At 63.0% G+C, this 692-nt stretch carries 1 tRNA gene; it reads right to left on the bottom strand.

The annotated features are described in order from the left end of the window. Window positions 1–586: 586 nt before the first annotated feature. Window positions 587–660: transfer RNA gene (locus CDN99_RS27970), tRNA-Gly, on the bottom strand. Window positions 661–692: the final 32 nt, after the last annotated feature.

Genomic DNA, 692 nt, shown 5'->3' with positions numbered 1-692 from the left:
CGCCGGCCGAATATGCCCGTAGGATCAAGGAGATGGGGCCTGCCTAATGGCCCCGAGACTGGCCGGGACTAGCGCATCGCGTGGCTCGAAGAATCCAAGCGGATCAACAACCCACCGTCTTCTAGGAACTAATGTCTCGGAAATCCCGAGCAGGTCAAGGCGGATTCCAAATTCCCATGCCCCGGCGGCGATCTCTCGCATTTGATGGGGCGTCAAAGCGGCTGACCAAGGGATGCATGCTGTGGCGGCGCGTCTTCGGTGGCAACAAGCAGAGCAATCGGTACGATGCCGGCCATCGGCAGGCCCATAGACTGACCTACACCGATCCGGGCGAGGCACCCAAAGTGAACATCGGTGGAGGCGCACTGGCGCCGCACACCGGCGGGCGCGGAGCCCGCAACCGGTCGTGCGGGACATCGGCCTAGAGCCGCCTTTTGGGAAGCGGCGTCACGAGCTGTGGTCGCGTCCTGCGAGCACAGGACGCATTCCGCGCCCGTAACGCAGCCAAGCAATCGAACGTCTCAACGTCGATGGGCCGACTCCTGGTCAGACCGTCGATGACGGTCCGCGATGGCGATCAGAGATGTGGAGCGGGATGCGGGAATCGAACCCGCCGCACGGGCTTGGGAAGCCAGGGTATTGCCACTATACGAATCCCGCGATGGGGCAGAGTTTACGCGATGGAACGGTCT

The sequence above is a fragment of the Roseateles aquatilis genome (assembly GCF_002205645.1).
Classification (GTDB): domain Bacteria; phylum Pseudomonadota; class Gammaproteobacteria; order Burkholderiales; family Burkholderiaceae_C; genus Roseateles; species Roseateles aquatilis.
The sequence above is the reverse complement of the archived record's forward strand: the minus strand, read 5'-3'. Positions and strand labels throughout refer to the sequence as shown.